Genomic DNA, 25,590 nt, shown 5'->3' with positions numbered 1-25,590 from the left:
GACAGCGGAGGGTGTCCGTCAGATCCCGTCGCCTCTCGCCCGGCGATGCAGGAGCCAGGTACCGCCCGCGGCGGCGACGGCCAGCGCCGCCACTCCCGCCGCGGTCTGTACGGGGTCGGGGCCCAGCGCGCCGCCGACACCCGTGTCCACATGCCCGCGCGGCTGGACCTGTTCGCGCGTGGCGGCGAGGGTCACCAGGAGGTCGCCGGTGACGCGCCGTCCGTGGGAGCACGTCGCGACGATCTCGTACGTTCCCGGCTGCGCGCTCGGCGGCACCTGGAACTGGCCGATCGCCTCGTGCTCGTGCGCGCTGGCGGCGAGCGTGAAGGTTCCGCCGCCCACCGCGTCGGCGTCCCCGCTCGCGGTGCCGTCCGAGCCGCACGCGGCCGTGTTGACGGTGACGTCGGAACCGGGGACGACGCTGGAGGGGAAGACCTCCAGACGTCCGCCGTCCCCGCCGTACACGGGCGCGGCGGCCAGCCCCGCGACGGCGACGGCCAGCGCGGTACCGGTCAGCAGACGGGCGGTACGTCGCATCGTGCCAGCTCCTCCGAGGGGGCACGGCCCGCGGCACCCCCAAGTGCCGCAGCGTCGGTCGCACCCCTGCTCCTCCGAGGTAAGTGGCACGGGGCCCCGACCGCTCTCTGATGGAGCGTCAGAAATGATGTGAACGGGTGTCAGGCGGGAGGCCGGAACGGGGCGGGCTCCCGGCATTCCGGCAGGTCACCGGTCTGAATCTGGTGTACCGCGCACGGGAACCCGAAGGGGAGGGGGCAGGGGTGTGAACGGGTGACCGGGCTCGTCCGCCGGAGGGTGTGCCAGGGTGTGTGCCACGTCACATCGCGAGGTCCGGGAGGCGCGATGATTCCCGGGTGGTCCGCCGGTCTTCACCGGTGTGACCCGAACGCGTGCCCACGGTCGGGCGCGCGGCGCGGCCGAGAACGCGTGACGAGGTCGAGACGGCGACGAGGAGCGAGTCCCATGCGCATCGTGATCAGTGAGTTCATCAGCCTGGACGGTGTGGTGCAGGCACCGGGCGGCCCCGAGGAGGACACCGACGGAGGCTTCGCGCACGGCGGCTGGTCCCACCCCTACTTCGACCCGGAGGTCGTGGGCGGCGCGTTCGCGGCCGGGCTCTCCGGGGCCGAGGGGCTGCTGTTCGGGCGCCGTACCTGGCAGACGATGGCCGGGGCGTGGCCGGAGCGGGCGGGCGACCCGTTCGCCGACCGGATGAACTCCCTGCCCAAGTACGTGGTCTCCGGCACCCTCGGCGAGGCCGAGCTGGCGGCCTGGGACAACACCACGCTCATCCCGGCCGGCGAGGCCGTCGCCCGGATCCGTGAACTGCGCGCGGCCGACGGCGGCGACCTCGCGATGATGGGCAGCCCCACCCTGGTGCGCACCCTGCTGGCCGAGGGGCTGGTCGACGAGCTCCAGCTCATCCGGATGCCGGTGATCCTCGGCGGCGGCAAGACGATCTTCCCCGAGGACGGGATGAAACGCCCGCTCGAACACGTTTCCACCGTCACCGCGAAGACGGGTGCGGACGTGAGCGTGTACCGGCCGGTACGGGAGGACTAGGACCCGCCGGGGGCGGACATGCTCACGGCAAGCCGTGGGCAGGCGAACCTGACGGGCGCCTGCCCACGGTGACCGGGGCCCCTTCGGGGTCAGGCCACGGAGACCGCCGACCAGGCCGCGGCCACGGCGGCGTACTCGGCGCTGCCCGCCCCGTAGAGGTCCTTGGCCGCGTTCAGCGTCGCGGTGCGCGCTCCCGCGTACTTCGTGGACGAGGTCATGTAGACCGTCAGCGCGCGGTACCAGATCCTGCCGACCTTGTCGTGGCCGATGCCGGTGACGGTGGCGCCGTTGCAGGTGGGGGAGTCGTACGAGACGCCGCCCACGGTCTTGGGCCCGCTGCCCTCCGAGAGCAGATAGGCGAAGTGGTTGGCGACGCCCGAGGAGTAGTGGACGTCGAGGTTGCCGACCGAACTGCTCCAGCAGTCGGCCGAGTTGCCGTCCTTGGAGGGCTTGTCCATGAAGCGGAGGGCGGGCTTGCCGAAGCCGGGCCGGACGATCTCCTCGCCGATCAGATAGTCACCGGGGTCCGAGGCGTTGTTCTCGTACCACTCCACCATGGTCCCGAAGATGTCGGACGTCGCCTCGTTGAGGCCGCCGGACTCGCCCGAGTAGGTCAGCGCGGCCGTCTTCGAGGTCACCCCGTGCGACATCTCGTGCCCGGCGACGTCCAGCGCGACCAGCGGTCCGAACGTCGAGCCGTCACCGTCGCCGTACGTCATGCAGAAGCAACTGTCGTCCCAGAAGGCATTGTTGTAGTTCTTGCCGTAGTGGACGCGGTTGTACGAACCCTTGCCGTCGCCCGCGATGCCGTTGCGGCCGTGGACGTTCTTGTAGTAGTCCCAGGTCGCGTTGGTGCCGTACTGCGCGTCCACCGCGGCGGAGGAGCGGTCCGCGCTCGTACCCGTGCCCCAGTGGTTGTCGGCGTCGGTGAACAGCGTGGCGGGCGCCCGGCTGATGCAGATCCCGAAGATGCACAGGTCCGTCTTGTTCGCCGCGTCGCCCGTGTACGTGTTCCCGCGCGTCGGGTCCTTGAGCTGGTACGCCGATCCGGACGTGGTCGTCTCCAGCGGAACCGTGCCGCTGTAGAGGGAGTTGCCGTCGCCCGTGGCCGTCTCGACGCTGTCCCACGCGTCGATCCGCGCGCCGGTGCGGGCGTCGGTCAGGACCGTGCGCGCGACCGGGTTGCCGAGCCCGTCGCGGCCCACCGCGTCGGTGCGCCAGGCGAGTCGCGGTGTGCCGTGCAGGGCGTCGACGACCAGCCGCGGCTTGGCCGAGACCTGCCTCAGGGCCTCACCGGGGTTGGCGGCGCGCAGCGCGTTCACCGCGAGACCCGCGGCCCTGGCGCCCGAGAGCTCGGGGGTGACGCTGCTCAGCGAGATGGCCTTCGCCGTAGCGCGGTCGGCGCCGCGGTACGAGCCGTCCGGCTTCAGATGGACCACGAAGTCGCCGCCGAGAACGGGGAGTTCGCGGTAGGTCCGGTCGTAGCGCACGTGCTGGGTGCCGTCCTTGTCGACGACGACGTCCCGCACGGCGGTGCGCTGGGCGGAGGTGAGACCCAGGCTCGCGGCCCGGGCCGCGAGGACCGAGGCCGCGTTCTCGATCGCGGTCGTCCGGGTCGGCGCGCTGCCGGCGTGCGCGGCCGGGGCGAGCGCGGCGGCCAGCAGGGCGGCCGTGGTCACGGCGGCGCCGGTGGTGGCGAGAGAGGAACCACGGATGTGCCGTATTCGACTCATCGGTCTCCTTGGAAAGGTGCCTCGGGGGAGGCGCGTGGGGGAGGGGTGTGGGGGAGAGGGCCTGTGGGGAGGCGTGGGAAAGCCGCTCTGATTTAAAGGTGCATGACATGTCATGTCCATAGACAGGGCAGGGTGCGTGCGGGATGCGGCGAGAATCGTTTCCGTACCCTCACGGATGGAGGCGATCATGGAGCTGCCGGCCTGCCTGGCCGTGTCGACCACGACGGACACCGCGGAGAAGGCCGAGGCGCTGGCCCGGGGCGCGATCACGGCGCGCGTCGCGGCCTGCGCCCAGGTCTCGGGACCGGTCACGTCCGTCTACCGCTGGCAGGGCGCCGTGGAGAGCGCCGCCGAGTGGAAGGTCCTCTTCAAGACGACCGCGGCCCGCTACCCCGCGCTGGAGAAGTACCTCCTGGACGCCCACGACTACGACACGCCCGAGATCGTCGCCACCCCCGTCGTGGCCGGAAGCCCGGACTACCTGCGCTGGGTGGAGGAGGAAACCGCCCCTTGAGCCCCGTCGACCCCCACGGCGAAGCCGAGCTGCCGTTCTTCGTCTACGGCACCCTGCGGCCCGGCGAGCACAACCACGACCTGTTCCTGCGCGGCCGCACCCGCTCCGAGGAGCCGGGCCGGATGCGCGGGCTCGCGCTGTACGCGGGGCCCGGATACCCGTACGCCGTCGACCGGCCCGGCGGCGCGGTGTCCGGCGAGATCGTGACCGCGCGGCCCGAGGCGTACGGCCGACTCCTCGCGGAACTCGACGAGTTGGAGGAGTACGTGCCGGGCGACGCGACCAGCCTGTACGAGCGGGTCGCGCGGGACGCCGTGCGCGCGGACGGCGTCACGGTCGTACGGACCTGGGTCTACGTCGCCGCGCCCGAGGTGGCGGCCCGGCTGCGCTCCGGCGGCGAACTGATCGAGGACGGGGACTGGCGCGGTCGGCGGGCGTCCTGACCCTCCGGCCCGGACCGCCCGGCGGCCCCGGACCCGTCCGTCGGGCCGGCGCCGGAGCCGGGGTGACGGTCCGGTTCGGGGGCCCGCTTCGAGCAGGAGCTGATTCCGATGCCCAGGGCGGCGCCGGCGGCCGCCCCGCTGAGCGCGAGGACACGTCGTCTGGTCAAGTCGCGGTCGGCCATGGCCGAACCCTAGGGGTGCGGACGGCCCCGGCCGCCGGGGGCGCACGGAACGGCCACCCGCACGGGTGCACCCCGGGCCCGGCGGGCGACCGCGGCGCGCCCGCCCGGGGAGGTGTCACTCCTCGCGTGCCGTCTCCACCCGTACCGCGCACGCCTTGAACTCCGGCATCCGGGAGACCGGGTCCAGGGCCGGGTTGGTCAGCGTGTTGGTGCGGCCCTCTCCGGGCCAGTGGAAGGGCATGAACACGGTGTCGGGGCGGATGGCGGTCGTGAGCCGGGCCGGTGCGACGGCGCGGCCGCGCCGCGACACCACCGTCACCGCGTCCCCGTCCGCCGCGCCGAGCCGTTCGGCCAGCCGCGGATGCATCTCCACGAACGGGCCGGGCGCGGCGGCGTTCAGTTCGTCGACGCGCCGCGTCTGCGCCCCCGACTGGTACTGGGCCACCACCCGCCCGGTGGTCAGCAGCACCGGGTACTCGTCGTCCGGCTCCTCGGCCACGGGCCGGTGCGACACGGGGACGAACCGCGCCCGGCCGTCCTCGGTGGCGAACCGGTCGAGGAAGAGCCGGGGCGTGCCCGGATGGAACCCCCCGCCGGAGCCGTCACCGCCGGCCGCGGGTTCCGCGACCGCCGGGCCCGTGTCCGGGCGGGTGCCCTCGGGGCCGGTCCCGGCCCGTCCCGGGCGCAGGTCGGCTGCCGCCGGACCCTGGCCCGGGGTCTCCTGGCCCGGGGTCTCCTGGGCCGGGCAGGGCCAGAACACCCCGTTCTCCTCGGCCAGTCGGCGGTAGGTGATCCCCGAGTAGTCCGCCGGGCCGCCCGCGCTCGCCCGGCGCAGTTCCTCGAAGACCTCCTCCGGGTCGGTGGGGAAGCCCTTCTCCACGCCGAGGCGCGCGGCGAGTCCGTGCAGCACCTCGAGGTCGCTGCGGACTCCCTCCGGAGGGGTGAGCGCGCGCCGCCGCAGCAGCACACGGCCCTCCAGGTTCGTCGTCGTTCCCGTCTCCTCCGCCCACTGGGCGACCGGCAGGACGACGTCCGCGAGAGCGGCGGTCTCGGAGAGGACGACATCGGCGACCGCGAGGAAGTCCAGCGACTTCAGGCGTTCCTCGACGTGGGCGGCGCGGGGCGCGGACACCACCGGGTTCGACCCCATCAGCAGCAGGGAGCGGATGTCCGTCCCCATCGCGTCCAGGAGTTCGTACGCACTGCGCCCGGGGCCGGGCAGCGCGGCGGGGTCGATGCCCCACACCTCGGCCACGTGCCGCCGCGCCGCCGGGTCGGTGAGCTTGCGGTAGCCGGGCAACTGGTCGGCCTTCTGGCCGTGTTCGCGCCCGCCCTGCCCGTTGCCCTGCCCGGTGAGGCAGCCGTATCCGGACAGCGGCCGGCCCGGACGCCCGGTGGCCAGGCAGAGGTTGATCCACGCGCCCACGGTGTCGGTGCCCTTGGACTGCTGTTCGGGCCCGCGCGCGGTCAGGACCATCGCGTTCTCCGGCTCGCAGAACATCCGCACGGCGGCGCGGAGTTCGGGAACGGACACCCCCGTGATCCGTTCCACGTACTCCGGCCAGTGCGCCATCGCCGCGGCCCGCGCCTCCTCCCAGCCGCTTGTACGGTCCCGGATGTACTCCTCGTCCGTACGCCCCTCGGCGACGGTCAGATGCAGCATCCCGAGCGCGAGCGCCAGGTCCGTCCCCGGGCGCGGTGCCAGGTGCAGGTCCGCCTGCTCGGCCGTGCGGGTGCGGCGCGGATCGATGACGATCAGGGTGCCCCCGTTCTCCTTCAGCTCCGTGACGAACCGCAGCGCCGGCGGCATCGTCTCGGCGAGGTTGGAGCCGACGAGGATCACACAGCCGGTCCGCGGAACGTCCTCCAGCGGAAAGGGCAGCCCCCGGTCGAGGCCGAACGCCCTGACACCGGCGGCCGCCGCGGACGACATGCAGAAGCGGCCGTTGTAGTCGATCTGCGAGGTGCCGAGCACGACACGGGCGAACTTCCCGAGGGTGTAGGCCTTCTCGTTGGTCAGTCCGCCGCCGCCGAACACCCCGCAGGCGTCCGGCCCGTGGTCCGCGCGCGTACGGGCCAGGCCCTCGGCGATCCGGGACAGGGCCTCGTCCCAGCCCGCGGCCACGAGGACGCCCCCGGTGCGGACGAGCGGCGAGGTCAGCCGCACCCGGGACGACAGCAGCGCGGGCGCCGTGCGCCCCTTGCCGCACAGCGCGCCCCGGTTCACGGGGAAGTCCGCGCGCTCGGTCACCGCGACGCCGCCGCCCGGCGCGGGCGTCAGGTTCATCCCGCACTGCAGGGCGCAGTACGGGCAGTGGGTGGGCGTCACGGAGGCCGTCATGGCCCCCAGCCTGCGGCGGGGGTGTTACGCGCCGGAAAGGCCGGGGTTACGCGGCCGGTGCGGACATCTCCCGCCCGCGCCCGGCCCGCGGTGAGATCCGCGGGCGGGGGCCGTCCTTCGTGCGACAGGTCCTAGCGGGCCGCCGACAGGGCCCGGGTCACCCCCTGCTCCTTCGGGCCCAGGAAATGCGGATCGGGCTCGAACACCGCGTCCAGGGCGGCCTTGCCCGCCGCGAAGATCTCCCGGGTGTTGCCGTAGTACCAGGTGACGTCGTGCTTGGCGGCCACGCCGATGCCGTACGAGCGCACGCCCGCCGTCCGGCACAGGGCGAGGGCACGGCGGATGTGGAAGTCCTGGCTGATCAGGACGGCCTCGTGGACACCGAAGATCTTCCGGGCGCGGACGCAGGAGTCCCAGGTGTCGAAGCCGGCGTAGTCGCTGACGATCCGCCGGTCGGGCACGCCGTGCTCGGTGAGGTAGGAACGCATCGCGTCCGGCTCGTCGTAGTCCTCGCGGCTGTTGTCGCCGGTGACGAGGACGACGTCGATCCGGCCCGCCCGGTACAGCTTCGCCGCGGCGTCCAGGCGGTGGGCGAGATAGGGGGACGGCTCGCCGTCCCACAGTCCCGCGCCGAAGACGATCGCGACCTCGGTGCGCGGGACGTCCGCCGTCGTCCGCAGCCGGTCGCCCGTCGACACGTGCAGCCAGGTCGCCGGGAGCAGCGCCAGCACGCACAGGGCCATCAGCGTCTGCACGGCCCTTCGCCGGCCGCGGCGCGTGCGCGGCAGGGACGGCAGGGACGGCAGGCGGAGCGTGCGCGGCCGCGACGGCAGGCGGAGCGTGCGCGGCCGGCGCGGGCTCGGACGTTTCAGGCGCGGCATCGTGGAGGTCCCCCGGAGATCGTCACACGGACGAAGACGCATCGTAGGGCCGTCCGGTTCATCCGGGCGCACCGGCCCCGGCCGCCCGGCGGGAGAGAGCCGCAGGTGAGACACCCTCACACCGGGCCTCCCCCGAGCGGTGAACCACCGGAAAACACCCGACACGCCCACGCAACGGCCCGGCAACCTCCTGCCGCCAGGATCGACGCATGACGGCCTCGAACCCCGCTCGCGACGCGTCCTCCCACCGCCTCGGCGGCCCGCCGCCCCGCGGCGCCCACCTCGAAGGCCACCTCGACAGTGCGGCGCAGCTCCTGAACCGGATCGCCGGCCAGCTCGGCAGCCGGCTCGCCCTCGTCGCGCCCGACGGCACCCGCCGTCCGGCACCGCCCGCCCTCGTCCTGGTCGCCCACGGCAGCCGCGACCCGCGCGCGCTCGACACCGTACGCACCCTGATCGAACGCGTCCGCGAGCTGCGTCCGCACCTGGACGTGCACCTCGGCCACATCGAGCTGAACGAGCCCCTTCTCGGCGACACGCTCACCTCCCTGGCAGGCCGGCGGGACGCCGTCCTCGTGCCGCTGCTGCTCGGGCGCGGCTACCACGTCCGGCGCGACATCCCCGAGACCGCGGCCGCCGTCCCGGGCCTGCACGCCCGCGTCGCCGCCCCGCTCGGCCCGCACCCGCTGCTCGTGGAAACCCTCTACGCCCGCCTCGTGGAGGCCGGATGGCGCACCCGGACGAGCGACGCGGCCCGCCGCGCGAGCGCCGTCGTCCTCGCGTCCGCCGGGTCCCGCGCCCCGGACTCGGCCGCCGACACCCGCCGCACCGCCCAGATGCTCGCCGAACGCCTCGGCGTCCCCGTCGTCCCGGCGTACGCCTCCGCCGCCGCGCCCACCGTCCCCGCCGCCCTGCGCTCGCTGGCCGCCCGGGGCCGCCACCGCATCGCCGTCGCCTCGTACTTCACCGCCCCCGGCCGCTTCGCCACGCAGGTCGCCGAGGAGGCACCCTGGATCTGCGCCGCGCCGCTGGGCGACCACCCGGCGATGGCCCGCCTCGTCCTGCACCGCTACGACCAGGCCGTGGCCGCCCCCGAGTCCGCCCCCGAGCGCACCCTGATCCCGGCCTGAACCCGGCGCGGATCCCGGCCTGAACCCGGCGCGGATCCCGGCCTGAACCGGCGCGTCCGCCCGGGCGCGGCACCGTGCCGCGGGCGCCCCCGCCCCGATTGTCACCGCCTGCGTCTACTGTCGGTGCATGGAAGGCATGGCACCGAGCACCGAAGACACCGCACCCCAGGCATACGAGAACCACACGGCGCACGAGAACCACACGGCCCACGACGCGTACGACCTGTCCGACGTCGAACGCTGGGCCGCCGAGCCCGACAAACGGCCGGGCCGCACCGCCTTCCAGCGCGACCGCGCACGCGTGCTGCACTCCGCGGCCCTGCGCCGCCTCGCCGGCAAGACGCAGGTCGTCACCCCAGGCACCCTTCCCCAGGTGCTCGGCGCGGCCGGCTCCGGAGGGGCGCCCATCCAGGTGTGGGACGCCAGTCCCCGGACCCGGCTGACCCACTCCCTGGAGTGCGCCCAGGTGGGCCGGGAGCTGGGCGCCGCCCTCGGCTGCGACCCGGACCTGGTCGAGGCGGCCTGCCTCTCGCACGACCTGGGCCACCCGCCCTTCGGGCACAACGGAGAGCAGGCGCTCAACGAATTCGCCGAGGACTGCGGCGGATTCGAGGGCAACGCCCAGTCGCTGCGCCTGCTCACCCGGATCGAGCCCAAGCGCTTCGTGCGCAGCGACATGGTGACCCCGGCCGCCTCCGCCGCGGGCGACGACCTCGTCAGCGTCGGCCTCAACCTCACCCGCGCCGCCCTCGACGCCGCCACCAAGTACCCGTGGCGAAGAGGTGCCCGTCCCGCGGACCCGAAGTCGCCGAAGTTCGGGGTCTACGAGGACGACCGGCCGGTGTTCGACTGGATCCGCGCGGGCGCCCCCGGCACGCGCACGTGCTTCGAGGCCCAGGTGATGGACTGGGCCGACGACGTGGCGTACTCGGTGCACGACATCGAGGACGGCCTGCACGCGGGCCACATCGACCCCGCCAGCCTGCACTCCGGACCCGAACGCCGGGAGATCCTCGCCGTGGCCGTCGGGCGGTACGTGCCGGACGACACCGATCCGGCCGAGCTGGCCGAGGCCCTGGACCGCCTCCTCGGCCAGGAGTGGTGGCCGCACGGATACGACGGATCGGCCGTCGCGCAGGCCCGTCTGAAGGACGCCACCAGCCAGCTCATCGGGCGTTTCTGCCTGGCCGCCGAGGGCGCCACCCGCGCGCGCTACGGCAGCGGACGCCTCACCCGGTACGCGGCTGAACTGGTCGTCCCGCGCGCCGCCAGGCTGGAGTGCGCCGTCCTCAAGGCGGTCGCCGACCGGTACGTGATGCAGCGCGCCGAACAGGAACGGCTCCGCGCCGACCAGCGGATCGTCGTCGCCGAACTGGCCGAGGCGCTCACCGCCGGCGCCCCCGGGGTACTGGATCCGCAGTTCCGGGCACTGTTCGACCAGGCGGCCGACGACCGCGCCCGCAAGCGCGTGATCGTGGACCAGATCGCGTCGCTCACCGACGCCTCGGCGCGTTCCCTGCACCTCAGACTCACCACGCGCTCCCATGGGGGCGGACAAGTGTGACCCTGCGTGGCCTGATCGGGCCACTACCCCTTCCCGCATCACGCTCCGTGCGGGAGGCTCGCATATGGCGACATCCTTACGAGGAGGCATCAAGTGGTCGACGCGGATCAGACATTCGTCATCGTCGGAGGAGGCCTGGCAGGCGCCAAGGCGGCCGAGACGCTCCGAGCGGAGGGCTTCACCGGCCGCGTGATACTGATCTGCGACGAGCGCGACCACCCCTACGAACGCCCGCCGCTGTCCAAGGGCTTCCTCCTCGGCAAGGAGGGACGCGACAGCGTCTTCGTGCACGAACCCGCGTGGTACGCCCAGAACGACATCGAACTGCACCTCGGCCAGACCGTCGACGCGATCGACCGCGCCGCCAAGACCGTCCGCTTCGGCGACGACGGCACCCTCGTCCACTACGACAAGCTGCTCATCGTGACCGGCGCCGAACCGCGCCGTCTCGACATCCCGGGCACCGGCCTCGCCGGCGTGCACCACCTGCGCCGCCTCGCCCACGCCGAGCGCCTCAAGGGCGTCCTCGCCGCGCTGGGCCGGGACAACGGCCACCTCGTCATCGCCGGAGCCGGCTGGATCGGTCTGGAGGTCGCCGCCGCGGCCCGCGAGTACGGCGCGGAGGTCACCGTCGTCGAACCCGCCCCGACCCCGCTGCACAACGTTCTCGGCCCCGAGCTGGGCGAGCTCTTCGCCGAACTGCACCGCGAGCACGGCGTGCGCTTCCACTTCGGCGCGCAGCTCACCGAGATCGTCGGCCAGGACGGCATGGTGCTGGCCGCCCGCACCGACGACGGCGAGGAGCACCCCGCCCACGACGTCCTCGCCGCCATCGGCGCCGCCCCGCGCACCGGCCTCGCCGAGGCCGCCGGCCTCACGATGGCCGACCGCGCGCACGGCGGCGGGATCGCGGTCGACGAGCAGCTGCGCACCTCCGACCCCGACGTGTACGCCGCCGGGGACGTCGCCTCCTTCCACCACGGGCTCTTCGACACCCGGCTGCGCGTCGAGCACTGGGCCAACGCCCTCAACGGCGGACCGGCCGCCGCCCGCTCGATGCTGGGCCGAGGGGCGGCGTACGACCGGGTGCCGTACTTCTTCTCCGACCAGTACGACCTGGGCCTCGAGTACTCGGGCTGGGCGCCCCCGGGCACGTACGACCAGGTGGTGATCCGCGGCGACGCGGGCAAGCGGGAGTTCATCGCCTTCTGGGTGAAGGAGGGAAGGCTGCTGGCAGGGATGAACGTGAACGTGTGGGACGTCACGGACCCGATCCAGCGGCTGATCCGCTCCCGGTCCCAGGTGGACACCGAAGCGCTCGCCGACCCGCACGTCCCGCTGGAGAGCCTGGCCCCGTGACGGTCCCCCGCGTCCGCCGTGCCGGGGTATTTCCGGGGTGCGCCCCCGGACCCCGGCACGGCGACCGTCCACCGGCCCCGGGAGTGTCGGCGCGGCCCCGTAGAATCACCTCGTGGCAGGCAGGATCAATGACGAGGACGTGAAGGCGGTTCGGGACGCGGTCCCGATCGACGCCGTGGTGTCCGAGTACCTCCAGCTGCGCAACGCGGGCGGCGGAAACCTCAAGGGTCTCTGCCCCTTCCACGACGAGAAGTCCCCCTCCTTCCAGGTCAGCCCCAGCAAGGGCCTCTTCCACTGCTTCGGCTGCCAGGAGGGCGGCGACACCATCACGTTCGTGATGAAGGTCGACCACCTCACCTTCTCCGAGTCGGTCGAGCGCCTGGCCGCCCAGGCCGGCATCACCCTGCGCTACGAGGAGGGCGGGTACAACCCCGCCCACCAGCGCGGCGAACGCATCCGTCTCGTCGAGGCGCACAAGGCGGCCGCCCGCTTCTACACCGAACAGCTCGACACCAGCCCCGAGGCGGACACCGGCCGCGCGTTCCTCGCCGAGCGCGGCTTCGACCAGGCCGCCGCCGCCCACTTCGGAGTCGGCTACAGCCCCCAGGGCTGGGACCACCTCACCCGCCATCTGCGCGGCAAGGGCTTCACGGACAAGGAACTGGTCCTCTCCGGCCTCGCCCAGGAGGGCCGCCGCGGCCCCATCGACCGCTTCCGCGGCCGCCTGATGTGGCCGATCCGCGACATCGGCGGCGACGTCGTCGGCTTCGGCGCCCGCAAGCTGTACGAGTCCGACAACGGACCGAAGTACCTGAACACGCCCGACACCGCGATCTACCGGAAGTCCCAGGTCCTGTACGGCATCGACCTGGCCAAGAAGGACATCGCCAAGAGCAGCCGGGCCGTCGTCGTCGAGGGCTACACCGACGTCATGGCCTGCCACCTCGCCGGGATCACCACGGCCATCGCCACCTGCGGCACGGCGTTCGGCGGCGACCACATCAAGATCCTGCGCCGGCTGCTGATGGACAACGGCTCGGCCCGGGTGATCTTCACCTTCGACGGCGACGCGGCCGGCCAGAAGGCTGCCCTGCGCGCCTTCGAGGACGACCAGAAGTTCGCCGCCGAGACGTACATCGCCATCGCGCCCGACGGCATGGACCCCTGCGAACTGCGCCTTGCCAAGGGCGACGAGGCCGTCGCCGACCTGGTCGAACCCCGCACCCCGCTCTTCGAGTTCGCGCTGCGCCAGATCGTCCTGCGCTACGACCTGGAGACCCCCGCGGGGCGCGCGGCCGCGCTGGACGAGGCCGCCCCGGTCGTCGCCCGCATCAAGAACAGCGGCGCCCAGCACGAGGTCGCCGTGCAGCTCGCCGGCATGCTCGGCATCCTCGACACCCAGTTCGTCGTCAAGAGGGTCGCCCAGCTCGCCCGTTGGGCCCGCGACCGCGGCGGCGCGGGCCCCGCGCCCGCCACCGGCCGGCCCCAGCAGACCTACGCGGCCGGCCCCCAGGCACCCACCGGCGGCGGCCCCGCCCTCACCCTGCGCAACCCCGTCTTCGCCACCGAACGCGAACTGCTCAAACTCGCCCTCCAGCGGCCCGAGTTGGTCTCGCCGGCGTTCGACGCCTACGGCATGGACGAGTTCACCGCCCCGCCGTACGCCGCCGTGCGCCAGGCCGTGATGGACGCGGGCGGCGCCGACTCCGGCGTCCAGGACCCCCAGGAGTATCTGATCCGGGTCCGCGACGCCGCCCCGGACGACGCGGTGCGCGCGATGGTCACCGAGCTGGCCGTCGAGGCGATCCTGCGCAAGACCGTCGACGAGACGTACGCGGGCGACCAGCTCGTCATGGTCCGCCGCCGCGCCGTCGACCGCCGCATCCGGGACGTCCAGGGCTCGCTGTCCCGCCTCAGCGCGGGCGGCGACCCGGCCCAGCTCGCCGCCGTGCAGAACGAGCTGTGGGTGCTCCAGCAGTACGGCCAGGCGCTGCGCGAGCGGGGCGCCGAGGCCCTCTGAGGCCCGTCGGCGGGCCCTCCGGGGGCGTTCCGCGAGGGACCCCGCGGGGCCGGCGGGACGGGACGGGCGGTCGCGGCGGCCCGGCACATGCCAATCCGGTATCCGCCTTCGAAGGTTTCGTCCTCGCTGAACTGCGCACTCGTCCACGGCAGTAACCAAGCGGTCACGGACCGGACGCAAAAAGTCACCGCACGCCCCTCGTGGCGGCGATGTGTCGTACTCCACACTGGGTTCCGGTGCCTGAGTCCTCGGAGCGCGGCCGACCCGCACGCGACGGGTTCCCCATCCCCGCGGTTCCGCCAAACGACTGCGGGATGGACAGCGGCGAGACCGTCGACCCCATCCCCGACACACCGCTGCCGCACGCCTCAGCAGCGACATTCCTGGAGGTCGCCCCCGTGCAGACCCAGACCCTCGCCCAGACCGACAACACCACCGACACGGACGCGGATCCCGGCGTCGTCGGGGCGGTCCCCGCGCAGCGGCGTGCCGCGCACCACCCCGAGGGCGGGCCGGAGAGCCCTCCCGAAGCCCTCGAAGAGGCTCCCGGGGCGGAGGTCGAGGTGGAGGTGGAGACCGAGGCCCCCGAACCCGCCGAGCCGGCCCGCAGCCGCGCCGCCGACACGGGCGGCCCCTCGTCCGACCTGTTCCGCCAGTATCTGCGCGAGATCGGGCGGATCCCGCTGCTCACGGCGGCCGAGGAGGTCGAACTCGCCCGTCGGGTCGAGGCCGGGCTGTTCGCCGAGGAGAAGCTCCGGCTCACGCCCGACCTGGACAACCAGCTCGCCCTGGACCTCGACAAGATCGTGGTCATGGGCCGGATGGCGAAGCGCCGGCTCATCGAGGCGAACCTGCGGCTCGTCGTCTCCGTCGCCAAGCGGTACGTGGGCCGCGGCCTGACCATGCTCGACCTGGTCCAGGAGGGCAACCTCGGCCTGATCAGGGCCGTCGAGAAGTTCGACTACGCCCGCGGCTACAAGTTCTCCACGTACGCCACCTGGTGGATCCGGCAGGCCATGTCCCGCGCGCTCGCCGACCAGGCGCGCACCATCCGCGTCCCCGTGCACGTGGTCGAGCTGATCAACCGGGTGGTCCGCGTCCAGCGGCGGATGCTCCAGGAGCGCGGCTACGAACCCACGCCCGACGAGGTCGCCGCGCAGCTCGACCTGCCCGGCGAGCGGGTGAGCGAGGTCCTGCGGCTGGCCCAGGAGCCGGTGTCGCTGCACGCCCCCGTGGGCGAGGAGGACGACGTGGCGCTCGGTGACCTCATCGAGGACGGCGACGCGACCTCTCCGGTGGAGTCCGCCGCGTTCCTGCTGCTCCGGCAGCATCTGGAGGCCGTGCTGTCCACGCTGGGGGAGCGGGAGCGGAAGGTCGTGCAGCTGCGGTACGGGCTCGCGGACGGGCGGCCGCGGACGCTGGAGGAGATCGGGCGGATCTTCGGTGTCACGCGTGAGCGCATCCGGCAGATCGAGTCCAAGACGCTCAACAAGCTGCGGGACCATGCCTTTGCCGACCAGCTTCGGGGTTATCTGGACTGAGCCGGGGCTCACCCCCCTCGCCGCAGGCAGGGCTTCTTCGCCCCCTCCGCCCCTTCCCGTCCCGTAGCGGGGGCGCTGCCCCCGGACCCCCGCTCCTCAATCGCCGGAGGGGCTGAAATCTTCCGGGGGCGCTGCCCCCGGACCCCCGCTCCTCAAACGCCGGAGGGGCTGAAATCTCCGGCGTCTTCAGCGGGGGCCCGGAAGCGTGGGCTCTAGTCGACCTCGGCGACCGCCTGGGCGAACTGGGCCTGGTAGAGGCGGGCGTAGGCGCCGGCCGACTCCAGCAGGTCCGCGTGGGCGCCCTGTTCCACGATGGACCCGTTCTCCATCACGAGGATGGTGTCCGCGTCCCGGATGGTCGACAGCCGGTGGGCGATCACGAACGACGTCCGCCCGTGCGCCAGTTTCGCCATCGCCTTCTGGATCAGCACCTCGGTCCGGGTGTCCACGGAGCTGGTCGCCTCGTCGAGCACCAGGATCACCGGGTCCGACAGGAACGCCCGGGCGATCGTGATGAGCTGCTTCTCGCCCGCGCTGACCCCCGTCCCCTCGTCGTCGATCACCGTGTCGTAGCCCTCGGGCAGGGTGCGGATGAACCGGTCGGCGTGCGCCGCGCGCGCCGCCTCCTCGATCTCCCCGCGCGTGACGTCCCGCGAGGCCCCGTACGCGATGTTGTCGGCGATCGAGCCGCCGAACAGCCAGGTGTCCTGGAGCACCATGCCGATTCCCGACCGCAGGTCGTCACGGGACATGGAGGTCACGTCGACCCCGTCGAGGGTGATCCGCCCGCCCGTGACGTCGTAGAACCGCATGAGCAGGTTCACCAGGGTCGTCTTGCCGGCGCCGGTGGGGCCGACGATGGCCACCGTGTGGCCCGGCTCCACCTTCAGCGAGAGGTCCTCGATGAGCGGCTTCTCCGGGTCGTACCGGAAGGAGACGTGCTCCAGCGCCACCCGCCCGCGGCGTTCCTCGGGACCGGCCGACACCGTCGGGTCCGCCTCCTGCTCGTCCGCGTCCAGGACCTCGAAGACCCGCTCCGCCGACGCGACACCAGACTGCACCAGGTTCGCCATCGACGCGACCTGCGTCAGCGGCATCGAGAACTGGCGGGAGTACTGGATGAAGGCCTGCACGTCACCGATCGACAGCGAGCCCGAGGCCACCCGCAGCCCGCCGACCACCGCCACCAGCACGTAGTTCAGGTTCGACACGAACATCATGAGCGGCTGCATGACGCCGCTGTTGAACTGCGCCCGGAACCCGGCCTCGTACAGCCTCTCGTTCTCCTCGGCGAACTGCGCCGCCGACTCGTCCGCCCGTCCGAACACCTTCACCAGGGTGTGGCCGGTGTACATCTCCTCGATGTGGGCGTTGAGCTTGCCGGTGGTGCGCCACTGCTGCACGAAGTGCGGCTGCGAGCGCTTGCCGACCCGGGTGGCCACCACGAACGACAGCGGCACCGTGACCAGCGCGACGAGCGCGAGCAGCGGCGACACCCAGAACATCATCGCGAGCACGCCCACGATGGTCAGCAGCGAGTTGACCAGCTGGCCCATCGACTGCTGGAGCGTCTGCTGGATGTTGTCCATGTCGTTCGTCGCGCGGCTGAGCACCTCACCGCGCCGGCGCTTGTCGAAGTACGACAGCGGCAGCCGCGACAGCTTCGCCTGCAGGTCCTCGCGCATGCGGTAGACGGTCTTGTTCACGGCCCGGTTCACGAGCCGCGTCGCCACCGCCATCAGCAGGCCGGCCAGCAGGAACGTGCCGAGCGCGAACAGCAGGACGTGGCCGACGGCGGTGAAGTCGATGCCCTGGCCGGGGGTGAAGTCCGTCCCCGAGAGCATGTCGGCGATGCCGCCCTTGCCGTCCGCGCGCAGCGAGTCGAGGGCCTGCTCCTTGGTGGCCCCGGCCGGCATCTGGCGTCCGACGATCCCCGCGAACACCAGGTCGGTGGCCCGGCCGAGGATCTTCGGGCCGATCACCGAGAGGCCCACGCTCAGCACGACGGCGACCAGCATCACGTACAGCGTGGCGCGCTCGGGCTTGAACTGGGTCAGGAGCCGTCGGCTCGACCCCTTGAAATCCATCGAGCGCTGGTCGGGGCCGCCCCCGGCCATCATGCGCCCCATAGGCCCGGCCATCAGGCGGCCTCCGCTTCCGTGAGCTGGGAGAGCACGATCTCCCGGTAGGTCTCGTTGTCCGCCATCAGTTCGTGGTGCCGTCCGGAGCCGACGACACGGCCCTCGTCGAGGACCACGATGCGGTCGGCCTCCCTGATGGTCGACACCCGCTGGGCGACGATCACCACGGTCGCCTCCGCGGTCTCCTCGGTGAGAGCCGCGCGCAGGGCCGCGTCGGTCGCGTAGTCGAGGGCCGAGAAGGAGTCGTCGAACAGGTAGATCTCGGGGCGCTGCACGAGGGTGCGGGCGATGGCCAGGCGCTGGCGCTGACCGCCGGACACGTTCGTCCCGCCCTGTGCGATCGGCGAGTCGAGACCGTTCTCGAGTTCTTCCACGAAGCCCTTGGCCTGCGCCACCTCCAGCGCGTGCCACAGCTCCTCGTCACTCGCCTCCGGGTTGCCGTACCGCAGGTTCGTGGCGACCGTCCCCGCGAACAGGTAGGGCTTCTGCGGGACCAGTCCGACCGTCCTGGCCAGCAGCTTCGGGTCGATGGTCGAGACGTCCACGCCGTCGACGAGCACCTGGCCGTCGGTGGCGTCGAACAGGCGGGGGATCATGCCGAGCAGCGTCGACTTGCCGCTGCCGGTCGAACCGATGACCGCGGTGACCTCACCGGGGCGGGCGACCAGGTCGACGGCCTTCAGGACCGGCTCCTCGGCGCCCGGGTAGCGGAATCCCGCCCCGCGGATCTCCAGATGGCCGTGCCGGCGCAGTTCCAGGACCGGGGCGACGGGCGGGACGACACTGCTCTCGGTGCCCAGGACCTCCTGGATGCGCTCGGCGCAGACCTCCGCGCGCGGCACCATCATGAACATGAAGGTGGCCATCATCACGGACATGACGATCTGCATCAGATAGGCGAGGAACGCGGTCAGATCGCCGATCTGCATGCCGCCGCTGTCGATGCGGTGGGCGCCGAACCAGACCACCGCGATGGACGACAGGTTCACCACCGTCATGACGATCGGGAACATCAGGGCCAGCATCCGGCCGGTGGCCAGCGACGTCTCCGTGAGGTCGGTGTTGGCGCCCTTGAAGCGGTCCTTCTCGTAACCGTCGCGCACGAACGCGCGGATCACCCGGTTGCCGGTGATCTGCTCGCGCAGCACCCGGTTCACGGTGTCCAGGCGGACCTGCATGGTGCGGAACAGCGGGCGCAGCCGGCGCACGATGAGCGTCACGCAGATGCCGAGGGTCGGCACCACGGCGACGAGCACCGCGGACAGCGGCACGTCCAGGCCGAGGGCCAGGATGATCCCGCCCACGCACATGATCGGCGCCGACACCAGCAGGGTGAACGTCATCAGCGCGAGCATCTGCACCTGCTGGACGTCGTTCGTCGTGCGGGTGATCAGCGACGGCGCGCCGAAATGGCCGATCTCACGCGCCGAGAAGGACTGCACCCGGTCGAAGACGGCCGCGCGGATGTCCCGGCCCACCGCGGACGCCGTGCGGGCGCCGTAGTAGACGGCCCCGATGTTGCAGACGACCTGGGCCAGCGAGATCCCGATCATCAGGGCGCCGAAGGACAGGATGTAACCCGTGTCACCCTTCACGACACCGTTGTCGATGATGTGCGCGTTGAGGGTCGGCAGGTAGAGCGTGGCGCAGGTCTGCAGGAACTGCAGCAGCACCAGCAGGGCTATGGGTTTCTTGTACGGACTGAGGTGGGTCCGCAGGAGTCGTATGAGCACGCGGGGTCTCTCGGAATCGTGGACGGCGGAGGTGACCGACGGGTTGTGCATGATGCACGCACCACCCCCTATCGTCGGACACTCCCCCCGCGTTACCTCAACCGATTAACCCAAGTGCGGTCCAAAAATGGACCCCGCCTCCGTCTTCGGACGTACGTCCGTGAACGCGTTACGCCCGGAATGCCCCGGGGTGCGTCTGTTCGCGTACGGAGACGTACTGCTGCCGTACGGCCTGTCCCACGGCGAGCTCGTCGCCGGGCTCCAGCACCTGGGCGACCGGACCCTGCCACATCGGAGGGGTCCGCGGGTCGAGCGTGCCCTGCGAGGCGCCGAGGGCCCAGGCCGCCTGGCGGGCCGCGCCGAGCGCCGCGTAGTCCGCGGGCTGCGGTACGACGACCTGCGCGCCGAACAGCGCGGGCGCCACGGCCTGGACGGCGGGCAGCTCGGCCGCCTGCCCGAGCAGGAAGACCCGGCGCACGTCGACACCCCGGCCGCGCAGCACGTCCAGCGCGTCCGCGAGCCCGCACAGCATGCCCTCGAAGGCCGCCCGCGCCAGGTGCTCGGGCTTCATCGACTCCCGGCGCAGACCGGCCAGCGTTCCCGCCGTGTGCGGCAGGTTCGGGGTGCGCTCGCCCTCCAGGTACGGCAGCAGGACGAGCCCGTGCGAGCCGGGCGTCGACTTCATCGCCAGCTCGGACAGTCCTTCCAGGTCGGACACGCCGAGCAGCTCCGCCGTCCCGCGCAGGGCCCGTACGGCGTTGAGCGTGGTGACCACCGGAAGGTGCATGCCGGTCGCGTCCGCCAGGGAGGTGATCATGCCGGTGGCGTCCGCCAGCGCCTCGGGGTGGACCGCCATCACGGAGCCGGAGGCGCCCAGCGACACCACCGCGTCGCCCAGCCCGATGCCGAGCCCGAACGCGGCCGCCATGGTCTCGCCGGTCCCGGCGGATATCAGCAGGCCCTCGGGCGTGGTCCCCGCGGCCTCCGAGGGGCCGAGCACCTCCGGCAGCCCGGCCTGGTGACCGAGCGCCAGCTCGACCAGGTCCTGCCGGTACGCGCCGGTCGCCGCCGACCAGTACCCCGTCGCCGAGGCCCCGCCGCGGTCCGTGGTCCTGCGCACGGGGCGCCCGAGCAGCTGCCACACCAGCCAGTCGTGGGCCTGCAGCAGCATGCTGGTGCGCCGGGCGGACTCGGGCTCCGTCTTGCTCAGCCAGCGCAGCTTGGTCACCGGCTGCGCGGCCCCGGGGACGCTGCCCACCGCCTGCGCCCAGGCCTCGCGCCCGCCGAGCGCGTCGATCAGATCGGCCGCCGCGACCTGCGCGCGCTTGTCGCCGCCGACCATCGCGGGGCGTACGGTGCCGCCCTGCGGGTCGAGCGGGACCAGCCCGTTCTGCTGGGCCGAGACGCCGATGGCCTGGACGCCTTCGAGGAGCCCGCCGCCCGCGGCCTCGCCCAGGGACAGCAGCCAGGCCTGCGGATCCACGTCGGAGGGACGGCCGCCGCCCTCGCCGCCGTCGACGGGATGTGGCGCATACCCCTGCCTCAGCACGGCACCCGTGTCCGTGTCGCAGACGACGATGCGAGTGAAATCGGGCGCACTGTCCAGCCCGGCGACTATCCCCATGGCGGAAATTCTGCCGTACGGCGCGAGCGGGTGGCGCCGGGCCGGTACAGCGGGATTCCGCGGGCCGGTGCGCGGGGCCGGTCGTACCCGGTGGGCCGGTGGTGCCGGGCCTGTCGTACGCGGGATTCCGTCGCGCGCGGAGGCGGTGGGCCGGCACCCGTACGCAGGGTCTCGCCGCGCCGGGGGGGGCCGGTGGTCCGGGGTTCGTGCAGAAGACTCCACCGCGCCCGGAGATTCGGTGGCCCGAGGCTCGTGCGTGGGGCCTGGTCTTACCCGGCGAGTCGGTGGTGCCGGGCGGTCCGTACGCGGGACTCCGCCGCGCGGGGCCGCTGGGGCCGGAACCCCCGTACGCAAGGTCTTGCTTCGCCGGGGGAGCCCGTGGCCCGGGGGCCTTGCGCGAGCCCCGGCACCGGGGGAGTGGTGGCGCCGGTCGTGGGGTGTGACCGGCGCCACCCCGGGCCCTAGGTGTTGCTGGTGCCCCAGTCGTCCTCGCCGGAGCCGGAGGAGCCGGTCCCGTTCCGCTCCCGCAGGGACCGCACCCGGTCCGTGACGGAGTCGGGGACGTGGTCGCCGACCTTCTCGCTCACGGTGTGCAGCGCCTTGCCCGCGATCTCGCGGCTCTGCTGGGCCGCGGTCTCGGCGGTGTTGCGCACCGCGGGGTTCTGCGCCACCTGGCGCATGGACTTCTTCAGCTGTTCGTAGCGCTCGCGCCCGGCCCGCGTGCCGAGCACGTAACCCAGGGCCAGTCCGGCGACGAACGTGAGCCGGTAGCGCATGACGGCCACCCTTCCCTTGCGTCGGCATCGGTGCGGAGGGAACCGATTGGCGGAGCACCCCCCTGCTTGCGCTAATGTATGTGTCGCAGCGAGCGCACGCCCCCTGGCGAATACCCAGGTAGGTGCGTTCGATGCAAAGATCAATCCTCCGTAGCTCAATTGGCAGAGCAGCCGGCTGTTAACCGGCAGGTTACTGGTTCGAGTCCAGTCGGGGGAGCTCGATCTCCTGTAGCTCAATTGGCAGAGCAGCCGGCTGTTAACCGGCAGGTTACTGGTTCGAGTCCAGTCGGGAGAGCAACGAAAGAGGGCCCTTCGGGGTCCTTTTTCATGTCCGCAGAGACCGCCCAGGGCATGCCGAAGGCGTCATGGTCACGCGAAGCCGACCAGCCGGAGCAGGAGATCGTATGAGCGGCTATGCTGCGGCAGACGGCGCGCACAAATGTGCGCGGCGCGCCGAAACGGGGCGGTAGCTCAGCCGGTTAGAGCAGCGGACTCATAATCCGTCGGCCGTGGGTTCGAGTCCCACCCGCCCCACCACTCGCCACGCGAGGAGACGCCGTCAGGCCCGCCAAGGGCGCCGACGGCCGTCTCGGGCCCGCGGAGTCCGTCCGGCGCCTTCCCCGGGACTCCAGAGCGCGCGACACTGCACCATGGCATCAGCGGGACGACCGCCTCAGCCCCCTCCGCGCGGCCCGGCCGCCGATCTGACCGGCCATCGCAGGGCGGTGAACACGGTCGCGTTCAGCCCGGACGGGCGTCTGCTCGCATCCGGAGCGGGCGACCGGACCGTGATCCTCCGTGACGTCACCGACCCCGCCCACCCGACCCCGGTCGCCGTCCTCACGGGCCATCGCGGGGCGGTGAACGCGGTCGCGTTCAGCCCGGACGGGCGGTTGCTGGCGTCCGGGGCCGGCGACTGGACCGTCGTCCTCTGGGACGTCAGCGACCCGGCCCGACCGGCCCGGTGGGCGCCACTCGTCCATCGGCGCCCCGGTCTGCTGTTGCGGGACGGCTGGCGGCAAGGCGGTGTCCACGCCGTGGCGTTCAGCCCGGACGGGCGGTGGCTCGCCTGCGGTGTCGACCGGACCGTGGTGCTCTGGGACGTCGGCGACCCGGCGCGTCCGGTCCGGTGCGCCGTCGTCACCCACAACCGCCGCCTCTGGCGGTCGGGTCCGGTCGAAGCGGTGACGTTCGGCCCGGACGGACGACTGCTGGCCACGGGTTCCTCCGGGGACAGGAACACGGGAGTCCTGTGGGACGTCGGCGACCCGGCGCGTCCGGTCCGCACCGCCGTCGTCCGGCCGCAGGCCCGCGACCGGGCGAAGGCGCTGACCTCGGGCGGGGGGCCCGCCGTCCACTCGGTGGCGTTCAGCCCGGACGGCCGGTCGCTGGCCACCGGGAGCGGGGATCTCGGCGTGGTCTCCGGAACGTACGGGTCGTGGCGGCACGGAGCCGTCATGCTGTGGGATCTCGGCGACCCGGCGCACCCCGTGAGGACGGGCACCGGGACCGTCCCGCTGCCCCGCGGTGGGGACACGGCGCAGGTGTACGCGGTGGCGTTCAGCCCCGACGGACGCTCGCTGGCCTCCGGGTGCGAGAACGCGACCGTCACCCTGTGGGACGTCACCGACCCCGCGCACCTGGCCGCGACCGCCACGCTCGTCGGCCTCCGCGGCGCCGTGCGGGCTCTCGCCTTCCGTCCGGACGGGCGGCTGCTGGCCGGCTGCGGCGCCGGCGGGACGGTGCGATTGTGGGACACGAGTTGACGCGCTTTCCACCGCGGTGGAGATCCCGCCCAGGGCCGGTCTTCTGATGGCACCCCTTCAAATACCTTCATGGGAACGGGTGTTGACGATCGCATTCCGGCACTCAAAGAGCGCGCACAGTTTCCGCGGTGTAGCTTCTACCCGTCAGTAGAGGCTTGAGCAAGGGTGGATGCGTGGCTGCCCCTTCGCAAACCGAAAAGTTCGCCGCCTGCCTTCGGATGCTGAAGGACCGCAGTGGCCGGGGCTACGACCGCCTCGGCAGGGAAGCCGGTGTCAGCGGCTCCAGCCTGCATCGCTACTGCTCCGGCCTCAGCGTCCCGGCGGACTACCGGGTCGTGCACTCCTTCGGCAAGGTCTGCGGCGCCAGTCCGGAGGAACTCCGCGAACTCCACCGGCTGTGGGCGCTCGCGGACACCGACCGCAACGTGGTGGCTCCGGCCACCGCGACCGCACCGAGCCTCACGACCGCCCGGACCACCGAGGGCGACCCGGAGCCGGCGCCCGCGGAGGCCACTGCGGCCGAGCCCTCCCGGACGGAGCCCGGACCGGGCGACGCCGTCCGGCGGGAGGACGCCCCCGCCGTGGCCGGGAAGCCGCGACGTCCCCGGGTGCCCGAGAAGCTGTCCTCGCGTTTCGCGGTCCTGGCCGGAGCCGTCGTGGTCGTGACGGGGCTGGTGGCGGGTTTCGTTTGGATGCCCGAGGGCGCCGCCCCGTCGTCGTCCGAGGAGGGACTGCTGTACTCCTCCGCGTGCAAGTCCGTGAGCATGGGACAGCACGACGAGTGCGTGCGGGAGGTCCAGACCCTCCTGGTGAAGGCCGACGGCAGGCTCGCCGTCGACGGCGACTTCGGACCCGAGACCCTGCGCAGACTCACCGCGTACCAGGTGCTGGCGGGCATGCCCGCCAGCAGCGTGGTCGACGAGAGGACGAAGAAGGCCCTCTACGCGCGGAAGGTGAGCATGGCCACCTGGTCGCCGGACAGAGTGGCGAAGCGAATCCGGGAGGTGTTCTCCGAGGACCCCGGCACCGCCGTGGCCATCGCCCGCTGCGCCTCGTTCCTCGACCCGCTGTGGGTGCTGCCCAACACCAACGGCAGCCGCAACTGGGGCGTGTTCCAGATCTCCGACGTCCGCCTGCGGGAGCTCGGCGGCACACCGCGGCGGGCGTTCGACCCGGACTGGAACATCCGCGCGGCCCACCGGTTGTGGAGCGTCCGGCACGACTTCCACGACTGGCCCTCCTGCGAGGCGGCGCTGAAGGACGCGAAGGACACCAAGGACACCAAGGACTCGAAGGAAACCACGGACGCGGCGAAGAGCTGAGGGGCGCGGGCCGCGGGACGCGAGGCACGCACCGGGGCCGGCGCAGGGAGCGCGCCCCGAAGGGGTGGAGCACGGAGGTCCCGGGTACGGCCCCGCGGTACCCGGGACCTCCGTGCTCCGGATCACCGGGAGGGTCAGATCGTGCCGCTCTCCCACCACCAGTCGCGGCCGAGGTCGGCCCGGCTGTCGACGTGCTGGTGGTCGACGGTGTACCGCTCCAGACCGGAGAACCCGCAGGTCTCGGCCTTCTGGTAGACGGTCTTGGTGGCCACGCCGGGAACGTCGAGGTCGGCCGCGGTGCCGTACAGGTGCATGCTGTCGCTGGCCCCGCCGATGTCGGCGTTGTGCTGGATGCTGCGGAAGCCGGAGTTGACCGTGATCGGCTTGTCGCCGAGCTTCTTGCGCAGCGCCTCCAGCTTGTACATGCAGCGCCGGGCGTTCTCCTTCGTGGCCGCCGCGCTCAGCTTGCCGCCGTTGAAGTTGCCGCTCGCCTGGTCGACGAACTCGCTCCAGTTGAAGTGGGCCGTGGAGCCGTCCGACTGCTCCAGCGCGTTGAGCTTCGCCTGGGTGTTCGGGCCGGCGACCCCGTCGTCGTCGAGACCGTACGCCGCCTGGAACCGCTTGACGGCCGCGGCCGTGCCGGGACCGAAGTCGCCGTCGAGGCCGACCCGGGTGTGACTGGCGCTGTCGGCCGCCCAGCCGGCGACACGGATCTGCAGCTCCAGCACGTCGGCGCCGTTGTCGCCCTGCTTCATGGTGCGCGACCACGCGTAGGCCTGTGCGGTGCCGGAGAGCAGCAGCGGGCCGAACGCCAGGCCGGCGCCGACGGCCAGCGTGCCGCGCAGCATGCTGCGGCGGTCGAGGGAGCGGCTGCCGAGGTCGCGGCCGGCGGTGGAGCGGAACAGGAAGGTCATCGTCGTCCTTTCGGAACGGTGGTGC

The 25,590-nt window shown here is 72.6% G+C and carries 20 protein-coding genes and 3 tRNA genes; 13 read left to right on the top strand and 10 right to left on the bottom strand.

Translation table 11 applies throughout. The features are described 5' to 3' along the window. Positions 1–18 precede the first annotated feature (18 nt). Positions 19–537, bottom strand: coding sequence for a hypothetical protein (locus tag ACFYYF_RS27095; protein ID WP_388780105.1), 519 nt, complete (start codon positions 535–537; stop codon positions 19–21). A gap of 444 nt (positions 538–981) precedes the next feature. On the opposite strand from ACFYYF_RS27095, the gene ACFYYF_RS27090 reads away from it, so the two are divergent. Beyond that, positions 982–1,581, top strand: coding sequence for a dihydrofolate reductase family protein (locus ACFYYF_RS27090; RefSeq protein WP_361690696.1), 600 nt, complete (start codon positions 982–984; stop codon positions 1,579–1,581). 89 nt (positions 1,582–1,670) lie between these two features. Here the strand turns inward: ACFYYF_RS27090 and ACFYYF_RS27085 are convergent, their stop codons facing one another. Further along, positions 1,671–3,314 carry a M4 family metallopeptidase gene (locus ACFYYF_RS27085; protein ID WP_388780103.1) on the bottom strand — a complete coding sequence of 548 codons (1,644 nt, stop codon included), beginning with the start codon at positions 3,312–3,314 and terminating at the stop codon, positions 1,671–1,673. A 187-nt stretch (positions 3,315–3,501) separates the two neighbouring features. Between ACFYYF_RS27085 and cutA the strand changes: the two genes are divergently transcribed. Then, positions 3,502–3,828 (top strand): divalent-cation tolerance protein CutA, encoded by a 327-nt coding sequence (gene cutA / locus ACFYYF_RS27080; RefSeq protein WP_388780101.1) that lies wholly within the window; start codon positions 3,502–3,504, stop codon positions 3,826–3,828. After that, positions 3,825–4,271, top strand: coding sequence for a gamma-glutamylcyclotransferase family protein (locus ACFYYF_RS27075; protein WP_388780099.1), 447 nt, complete (start codon positions 3,825–3,827; stop codon positions 4,269–4,271). Before cutA ends, ACFYYF_RS27075 begins: the two co-directional genes overlap by 4 nt. Here ACFYYF_RS27075 and ACFYYF_RS27070 read toward each other — a convergent pair. The 3 genes from ACFYYF_RS27070 to ACFYYF_RS27060 form a co-directional block, all read right to left on the bottom strand. Further along, a complete protein-coding gene (locus tag ACFYYF_RS27070) occupies positions 4,181–4,453 on the bottom strand; it encodes a twin-arginine translocation signal domain-containing protein (RefSeq protein ID WP_388780097.1) in 273 nt (90 codons plus the stop codon). The two genes, ACFYYF_RS27075 and ACFYYF_RS27070, sit on opposite strands and share 91 nt — an antisense overlap. 115 nt (positions 4,454–4,568) lie before the next feature. After that, a complete protein-coding gene (locus ACFYYF_RS27065) occupies positions 4,569–6,794 on the bottom strand; it encodes a molybdopterin oxidoreductase family protein (protein WP_388780095.1) in 2,226 nt (741 codons plus the stop codon). A gap of 131 nt (positions 6,795–6,925) precedes the next feature. Continuing rightward, complete coding sequence (locus ACFYYF_RS27060) at positions 6,926–7,675, bottom strand: vancomycin high temperature exclusion protein (protein WP_388780093.1); 750 nt, start codon at positions 7,673–7,675, stop codon at positions 6,926–6,928. 209 nt (positions 7,676–7,884) lie between these two features. On the opposite strand from ACFYYF_RS27060, the gene ACFYYF_RS27055 reads away from it, so the two are divergent. From ACFYYF_RS27055 to ACFYYF_RS27035, 5 genes are all read left to right on the top strand, one after another. After that, entirely contained in the window at positions 7,885–8,805 is a 921-nt protein-coding gene (locus ACFYYF_RS27055; RefSeq protein ID WP_388780091.1) for a sirohydrochlorin chelatase, read from the top strand. 127 nt (positions 8,806–8,932) lie between these two features. Further along, positions 8,933–10,369: a deoxyguanosinetriphosphate triphosphohydrolase gene (locus tag ACFYYF_RS27050; RefSeq protein ID WP_388780089.1), complete on the top strand. Its 1,437-nt coding sequence runs from the start codon at positions 8,933–8,935 to the stop codon at positions 10,367–10,369. 93 nt (positions 10,370–10,462) lie between these two features. Continuing rightward, a complete protein-coding gene (locus ACFYYF_RS27045) occupies positions 10,463–11,728 on the top strand; it encodes an FAD-dependent oxidoreductase (RefSeq protein WP_365483749.1) in 1,266 nt (421 codons plus the stop codon). Between the two features lie 112 nt (positions 11,729–11,840). Beyond that, positions 11,841–13,748: a DNA primase gene (gene dnaG / locus ACFYYF_RS27040; protein WP_365483752.1), complete on the top strand. Its 1,908-nt coding sequence runs from the start codon at positions 11,841–11,843 to the stop codon at positions 13,746–13,748. A gap of 236 nt (positions 13,749–13,984) precedes the next feature. Beyond that, positions 13,985–15,289: an RNA polymerase sigma factor gene (locus tag ACFYYF_RS27035; RefSeq protein ID WP_361677373.1), complete on the top strand. Its 1,305-nt coding sequence runs from the start codon at positions 13,985–13,987 to the stop codon at positions 15,287–15,289. Between the two features lie 212 nt (positions 15,290–15,501). On the opposite strand, the gene ACFYYF_RS27030 is transcribed toward ACFYYF_RS27035, so the two are convergent. The 4 genes from ACFYYF_RS27030 to ACFYYF_RS27015 form a co-directional block, all read right to left on the bottom strand. After that, positions 15,502–17,430 carry an ABC transporter ATP-binding protein gene (locus ACFYYF_RS27030; RefSeq protein ID WP_388780086.1) on the bottom strand — a complete coding sequence of 643 codons (1,929 nt, stop codon included), beginning with the start codon at positions 17,428–17,430 and terminating at the stop codon, positions 15,502–15,504. Further along, complete coding sequence (locus ACFYYF_RS27025) at positions 17,430–19,163, bottom strand: ABC transporter ATP-binding protein (RefSeq protein WP_388780084.1); 1,734 nt, start codon at positions 19,161–19,163, stop codon at positions 17,430–17,432. Before ACFYYF_RS27025 ends, ACFYYF_RS27030 begins: the two co-directional genes overlap by 1 nt. A 169-nt stretch (positions 19,164–19,332) precedes the next feature. Continuing rightward, on the bottom strand, positions 19,333–20,787 hold the full coding sequence (locus ACFYYF_RS27020; RefSeq protein WP_361677382.1) for an FGGY family carbohydrate kinase: 1,455 nt from the start codon (positions 20,785–20,787) through the stop codon (positions 19,333–19,335). 461 nt (positions 20,788–21,248) lie between these two features. Then, entirely contained in the window at positions 21,249–21,563 is a 315-nt protein-coding gene (locus ACFYYF_RS27015; RefSeq protein ID WP_388780082.1) for a YtxH domain-containing protein, read from the bottom strand. A 144-nt stretch (positions 21,564–21,707) separates the two neighbouring features. On the opposite strand from ACFYYF_RS27015, the gene ACFYYF_RS27010 reads away from it, so the two are divergent. The 5 genes from ACFYYF_RS27010 to ACFYYF_RS26990 all read left to right on the top strand — a co-directional run bounded on the left by ACFYYF_RS27010 (position 21,708) and on the right by ACFYYF_RS26990 (position 24,651). Next, a tRNA-Asn gene (locus ACFYYF_RS27010) sits at positions 21,708–21,780 on the top strand. Between the two features lie 5 nt (positions 21,781–21,785). After that, positions 21,786–21,858 (top strand) — tRNA-Asn (locus tag ACFYYF_RS27005). A gap of 165 nt (positions 21,859–22,023) precedes the next feature. Then, positions 22,024–22,100, top strand: a tRNA-Ile gene (locus ACFYYF_RS27000). 188 nt (positions 22,101–22,288) lie between these two features. Then, positions 22,289–23,329, top strand: coding sequence for a WD40 repeat domain-containing protein (locus tag ACFYYF_RS26995; RefSeq protein WP_388780080.1), 1,041 nt, complete (start codon positions 22,289–22,291; stop codon positions 23,327–23,329). 173 nt (positions 23,330–23,502) lie between these two features. Continuing rightward, positions 23,503–24,651, top strand: a complete 1,149-nt coding sequence (locus tag ACFYYF_RS26990) for a helix-turn-helix domain-containing protein (RefSeq protein WP_388780078.1) — start codon at positions 23,503–23,505, stop codon at positions 24,649–24,651. A 134-nt stretch (positions 24,652–24,785) separates the two neighbouring features. Here the strand turns inward: ACFYYF_RS26990 and ACFYYF_RS26985 are convergent, their stop codons facing one another. After that, a complete protein-coding gene (locus ACFYYF_RS26985) occupies positions 24,786–25,565 on the bottom strand; it encodes a D-Ala-D-Ala carboxypeptidase family metallohydrolase (protein ID WP_388780076.1) in 780 nt (259 codons plus the stop codon). Between the last annotated feature and the right edge of the window lie 25 nt (positions 25,566–25,590).

The organism is Streptomyces sp. NPDC001914 (assembly GCF_042891215.1).
In the GTDB taxonomy this organism is placed as follows: domain Bacteria; phylum Actinomycetota; class Actinomycetes; order Streptomycetales; family Streptomycetaceae; genus Streptomyces.
Note: the sequence above shows the minus strand (reverse complement) of the source record. Positions and strands in the feature narration are given on the sequence as shown.

Excerpts from the sequence above, each read along its gene's own strand:
- ACFYYF_RS27095 (WP_388780105.1), bottom strand. The coding sequence starts at position 537 with ATGCGACGTACCGCCCGTCTGCTGACCGGTACCGCGCTGGCCGTCGCC.
- ACFYYF_RS27090 (WP_361690696.1), top strand. The coding sequence starts at position 982 with ATGCGCATCGTGATCAGTGAGTTCATCAGCCTGGACGGTGTGGTGCAG.
- ACFYYF_RS27085 (WP_388780103.1), bottom strand. The coding sequence starts at position 3,314 with ATGAGTCGAATACGGCACATCCGTGGTTCCTCTCTCGCCACCACCGGC.
- cutA (WP_388780101.1), top strand. The coding sequence starts at position 3,502 with ATGGAGCTGCCGGCCTGCCTGGCCGTGTCGACCACGACGGACACCGCG.
- ACFYYF_RS27070 (WP_388780097.1), bottom strand. The coding sequence starts at position 4,453 with ATGGCCGACCGCGACTTGACCAGACGACGTGTCCTCGCGCTCAGCGGG.
- ACFYYF_RS27065 (WP_388780095.1), bottom strand. The coding sequence starts at position 6,794 with ATGACGGCCTCCGTGACGCCCACCCACTGCCCGTACTGCGCCCTGCAG.
- ACFYYF_RS27060 (WP_388780093.1), bottom strand. The coding sequence starts at position 7,675 with ATGCCGCGCCTGAAACGTCCGAGCCCGCGCCGGCCGCGCACGCTCCGC.
- ACFYYF_RS27055 (WP_388780091.1), top strand. The coding sequence starts at position 7,885 with ATGACGGCCTCGAACCCCGCTCGCGACGCGTCCTCCCACCGCCTCGGC.
- ACFYYF_RS27050 (WP_388780089.1), top strand. The coding sequence starts at position 8,933 with ATGGAAGGCATGGCACCGAGCACCGAAGACACCGCACCCCAGGCATAC.
- ACFYYF_RS27030 (WP_388780086.1), bottom strand. The coding sequence starts at position 17,430 with ATGGCCGGGCCTATGGGGCGCATGATGGCCGGGGGCGGCCCCGACCAG.
- ACFYYF_RS27020 (WP_361677382.1), bottom strand. The coding sequence starts at position 20,787 with ATGGGGATAGTCGCCGGGCTGGACAGTGCGCCCGATTTCACTCGCATC.
- ACFYYF_RS27015 (WP_388780082.1), bottom strand. The coding sequence starts at position 21,563 with ATGCGCTACCGGCTCACGTTCGTCGCCGGACTGGCCCTGGGTTACGTG.
- ACFYYF_RS26985 (WP_388780076.1), bottom strand. The coding sequence starts at position 25,565 with ATGACCTTCCTGTTCCGCTCCACCGCCGGCCGCGACCTCGGCAGCCGC.